The sequence below is a fragment of the Streptococcus sp. DD10 genome (assembly GCF_001578805.1).
Lineage (GTDB): Bacteria > Bacillota > Bacilli > Lactobacillales > Streptococcaceae > Streptococcus.
This window is the reverse complement of sequence record NZ_KQ969157.1, coordinates 193,738-198,028: the sequence shown is the minus strand read 5'-3', so window position 1 is coordinate 198,028 and position 4,291 is coordinate 193,738. Positions and strand designations below refer to the sequence as shown.

The following is a 4,291-nucleotide window of genomic DNA, read 5'->3' as shown; positions in this document are numbered from 1 at the left end:
CACAGCACCCGACAGGTATTGCCGTTCTGCTTCAGGAATTCCCAACCGTTCAAAGGTTTTCTTGATTTCCTCTGGAACCTCCTCCCAGGATCTGGCCTTTTTATCGCTGAGTTTTTGGTAGTAGATAACCTCATCAAAATTGATACCTGATAGGTCTGGTCCGAAGTCTGGCATGGGAAGTTTATAAAAGAGTTCCAGGGACCGCAAGCGATAATCCAACATCCAGTCTGGCTCTCCCTTTTCATGAGAGAGCTGCCGTACCACTTCTTCCGACAATCCCTTACCTGTGGAATATAAGGGTGTTAGGGTATCATGAAAACCATAAGCGTAGTCTCGTTGTGCCATCCTGCTCCTCCTCTCGATTTCAGAACTTGGAGAATGTTTTCTATAATATTATTATACAAAAATCTCATCAAATTGTCTGAAAAACGCTTACAGTTTTATCATTAAAAATGACCAGATTTTAACTTCTGGTCACTTCCGTTATGATTCGTCAATTCCTTTAGGCTTCTACCTTGGCTGCAATTTCTTCAGCAAAGGCTTCCAGGCGCTCAATATCCTCTTCTTCTGCAGATAAATCAACCTTAACATTCTCAGAACCTTTTTCTGCACCTGTTCCTGCAAAAACAAGGTCAAATTCATCAACCGATTTACAAAATTCATCATAGAAGGTATCACCAGAACCCACTACTCCATAAATCTTACCAGATAAATCAAGACCTGCTAAATCTTCATAAAAATCAACAATTTCATCTGGTAATTCACCATCACCATACGTATACGTAGCAACAATAGTAACATCAGCCTCAAGAAAATCCTCTGCATCTACAGTCGTACACTCATCAACATCTACATCAAGGCCTTCTTCACGCAATTTATCTGCAACAATATCTGCAATCTCCTCAGTATTACCAGTCATACTTGCGAATACAATTTTAGCTAAAGCCATAATATCCTCCAAATCTTATATGACACTTATTATACCACAAGTTTAGCATTTTAAAAAGTAACGGATTGTGCTAAAATAGAAAAAGAAAGGGAATACTATGAAACTATACGACGAAATTTTAAAGAAAATCAACGAATACGATATGATTATTATCCATCGTCACATGCGTCCAGATCCTGATGCTATTGGAAGTCAGGTTGGATTAAAATTACTGCTACAATACAATTTTCCAGAAAAAACGGTTAAAGCAGTTGGTTACGATGAACCTACTCTCACTTGGCTTGCTAGAATGGATCAAGCTACTATAGAGGATTATAAAAACGCTTTGGTTATCATCTGCGATACCGCCAATCAGCCTCGCATTGATGGTACTCACTACGATAAGGGTGAGTATCTAATCAAAATTGATCATCATCCAAACGACGATGTCTATGGGGATATTTCCTGGGTAGATACTTCTTCAAGCTCTACAAGTGAATTAATAGCTTTATTTGCAATGGAAAACGATCTAAAACTCTGTGATGACGTTGCTAGACTTCTTTATGCTGGAATCGTAGGAGATACTGGACGTTTTCTCTATCCTGCAACAACACAAAGAACATTTGAAATAGCTAGCTACTTACGAAGCCACAACTTTGACTTTGTAGCTCTGTCTCGCCAGATGGATAGTGTTGAGTTTAAAATAGCTAAATTACAAGGTTTTGTCTATGATCATTTGGAAATTAATGAAACAGGTGCAGCACGTGTCCTCCTAACTCAAAAAGATTTGAAATACTTTGAGGTTACTGATGCTGAGACTGCAGCTATTGTAGGGGCCCCTGGACGTATTCGCAATGTGGAAGCGTGGGCTATATTTGTTGAACAGGCTGATGGTCATTATCGTGTTCGGTTACGTAGTAAATCTCATACAATAAACCAAATCGCTAAAAATCATGATGGTGGTGGTCACCCACTTGCTAGTGGAGCGAACTCATACTCTATCCAAGAAAATGAGCAAATTTATCAAGAATTGATAGATTTACTCAAAAAGTCATAAAAATACCGAAAAAAATAATTTTCCCTTGTCAAATGTCAACTTTTCAGATATAATGGTATAGTTAGTAAATATGGAGGTAAGAACATTGGCAAACATTAAATCAGCTATCAAACGTGCCGAATTAAACGTTAAACAAAACGAAAAGAACTCTGCACAAAAATCAGCGATGCGTACTGCTATTAAGGCTTTCGAAGCAAACCCATCTGAAGAGCTTTTCCGTGCTGCTAGCTCAGCTATCGATAAAGCAGAAACTAAAGGTTTGATCCACAAGAACAAAGCAAGCCGTGACAAAGCACGTCTTTCAGCTAAACTTGGCTAATCCAAACCGACAGGTAAAATAAGCTCTCCGGAGCTTTTTTTGTACCTTCATTTTATAAGGAGAAAATAGATGAAAATTGCGATCATCGGTTATTCTGGCTCGGGAAAGTCTACTCTAGCTCAGAAACTTGGTTATTTCTACCACATACCTGTCCTCCATATGGATACCATACAATTTAAAGAACAATGGCAAACTAGAGAACAAGATGCTGTTAAAACAGATTTAAAGAAATTTATGACTCAGAGTTCTTGGGTCATAGATGGAAATTATTCATTCGCCTACTACCAAGAACGTATGAAAGAAGCTGACATCATCCTATTTATGGATTTTCCTAGATATCTTTCCCTCTTTAGAGCATTTAAACGATTCTGGAAATTCAGAGGTAAAACAAGAGAAAGTATGGCCTCCGGTTGTATAGAAAAATTTGACTGGGATTTTATCCTTTGGATACTCTGGAAAGGACGGACGAGACACTATAAATTACAGTACAAATCTATCTGTCAACACTATCCAGAGAAAACCCATATCTTCCGTTCACAGCAGGATATTAATAGTTATTTAAATTCAATAAAAAGTTTGTGAACCAGTTAACAAACTTTTTGTGTTTTTTTATTTTTTAGCTTGCAACCGCTTTCTATAACTGCTATAATAAACTTAACATAAATAAATTAATTGATTAACTTGTTGGTTAGTCAAAAAAAAGGAGTTATTTTATGAAAGCAGCAACTTATGTTTCAGCTGGAAATCTTCAGCTTATCGAACAACCTAAACCTATTATTGTTAACCCTACAGACGCTGTTGTTCGAATTCTAAAAACTACCATTTGTGGTACAGATCTTCATATATTAGGCGGTGATGTACCTGCCTGTAAAGAAGGTACTATCCTCGGTCACGAAGGGATTGGTATCGTTGAAGAAGTGGGTGACGCTGTGTCAAACTTCCAGGTCGGTGATAAAGTCATCATATCCTGTGTTACCGCGTGCAATACTTGCTACTATTGTAAACGCAATCTTCCATCTCACTGCGAGGATGGTGGGTGGATTTTAGGGCACTTAATTAACGGTACCCAAGCTGAGTATGTCCATATCCCACATGCTGATGGTAGCCTCTATCACGCACCCGAAAGCGTGGATGATGAGGCACTCGTTATGCTCTCTGATATTCTCCCAACTTCTTATGAAATCGGGGTTTTGCCTTCTCATGTTAAACCAGGTGATAACGTCTGCATTGTCGGTGCTGGACCGATCGGACTTGCAGCGCTCTTGACTGTTCAGTTCTTCTCACCAGCTAACATTATCATGGTAGACTTGTCAGAATCTCGTCTTGAAGCCGCTAAGAAATTTGGTGCTACTCATACGATTTGCTCGAGCGATATTAACGAAATCAAGAAATTTATTAACGGTGTAACAGATGGACGTGGTGTTGATATTTCGATGGAATGTGTCGGTTACCCAGCTACCTTTGATGTTTGTCAAAATGTTATCTCTGTTGGTGGACACATTGCAAACGTAGGGGTACATGGTAAACCAGTCAGCTTTAATCTAGATGAGCTCTGGATTAAAAACATCACCATGAACACTGGTTTGGTCAATGCTAATACTACTGAGATGTTGCTCAATGTTTTAAAAACTGGTAAAATCGATGCAACAAAACTAGTAACCCACCACTTTAAACTCTCTGAAGTTGAAAAGGCTTATGATGTCTTTAAACACGCAGGTGAAAATAATGCCTTAAAAGTCATCATTGATAATGATATCAGCTAATTTTCACAAAATACTACTATAGTAAGAAGCTACTACAGTTAGTCAAGCATCTATAAATTAAGTCAATTCAATAGATTACACAGTCAAATGTCACGGTCATTCAATTTTTAGTAAGGATGGATTTTTAAATTGCCTTAGAGTTATGATTGTTCTATCTAACTTTTAAGAGCGATTCATTGTCCACCCTTTTTCTTTTAATCTACCATTAATACTCTTCGAAAATC

General features: G+C 38.0%; 5 protein-coding genes and 1 pseudogene. 4 read left to right on the top strand and 2 right to left on the bottom strand.

Annotated elements, in window-relative coordinates:
- Positions 1 to 345, bottom strand: a pseudogene (locus STRDD10_RS00845) (Fe-S cluster assembly protein SufB); the annotation flags it as partial.
- Between the two features lie 157 nt (positions 346 to 502).
- Positions 503 to 949, bottom strand: a complete 447-nt coding sequence (locus STRDD10_RS00840) for a flavodoxin (RefSeq protein WP_067192288.1) — start codon at positions 947 to 949, stop codon at positions 503 to 505.
- Between the two features lie 97 nt (positions 950 to 1,046).
- Here STRDD10_RS00840 and STRDD10_RS00835 point away from each other — a divergent pair, with 97 nt between their 5' ends.
- The 4 genes from STRDD10_RS00835 (at position 1,047) to STRDD10_RS00820 (ending at position 4,067) form a co-directional block, all read left to right on the top strand.
- Positions 1,047 to 1,985, top strand: coding sequence for a DHH family phosphoesterase (locus STRDD10_RS00835; RefSeq protein WP_067192286.1), 939 nt, complete (start codon positions 1,047 to 1,049; stop codon positions 1,983 to 1,985).
- A 70-nt stretch (positions 1,986 to 2,055) separates the two neighbouring features.
- Complete coding sequence (rpsT, locus tag STRDD10_RS00830) at positions 2,056 to 2,304, top strand: 30S ribosomal protein S20 (protein ID WP_082782001.1); 249 nt, start codon at positions 2,056 to 2,058, stop codon at positions 2,302 to 2,304.
- A 69-nt stretch (positions 2,305 to 2,373) separates the two neighbouring features.
- Positions 2,374 to 2,886: a DNA topology modulation protein gene (locus tag STRDD10_RS00825; RefSeq protein ID WP_067192284.1), complete on the top strand. Its 513-nt coding sequence runs from the start codon at positions 2,374 to 2,376 to the stop codon at positions 2,884 to 2,886.
- A 131-nt stretch (positions 2,887 to 3,017) separates the two neighbouring features.
- Positions 3,018 to 4,067, top strand: a complete 1,050-nt coding sequence (locus STRDD10_RS00820) for a zinc-dependent alcohol dehydrogenase family protein (protein ID WP_067192281.1) — start codon at positions 3,018 to 3,020, stop codon at positions 4,065 to 4,067.
- Positions 4,068 to 4,291: the final 224 nt, after the last annotated feature.